Below are 275 nucleotides of genomic sequence, written 5' to 3'. Positions count from 1 at the left end.
CGATATAGGTACGGAAATCGGCGGACGGTTCGCGGATAGCGATAATTTCGCCGACACCTTGGACGATACCTGTAAACATGGGAGATTCTCCAATCGGTTTATTTGATGCGTTTGAAAACCAAATCCCAAACGCCGTGCCCCAAACGTTTGCCGCGGGCTTCAAATTTCGTTTCGGGACGGTAGTCGGGCGTAGGCGCGTAATCGGCGGCGGTATTTTGCAAATTGTCAAAACCGCTCAACACTTCCAGCATCTGCTGCGCGTATTCTTCCCAGTC

General features: G+C 51.6%; 2 pseudogenes. Both read right to left on the bottom strand.

Annotation, left to right across the window (positions count from 1 at the left end):
• A pseudogene (locus ACTHR7_RS10845) lies at positions 1–79 on the bottom strand (riboflavin synthase); the annotation flags it as partial.
• Between the two features lie 19 nt (positions 80–98).
• A pseudogene (locus tag ACTHR7_RS10840) lies at positions 99–275 on the bottom strand (tRNA (guanosine(46)-N7)-methyltransferase TrmB); the annotation flags it as partial.

It is taken from the genome of Neisseria sp. P0007.S010, from assembly GCF_051962875.1.
Taxonomy (GTDB): domain Bacteria; phylum Pseudomonadota; class Gammaproteobacteria; order Burkholderiales; family Neisseriaceae; genus Neisseria; species Neisseria subflava_A.
The sequence above is the reverse complement of the archived record's forward strand: the minus strand, read 5'-3'. Positions and strand labels throughout refer to the sequence as shown.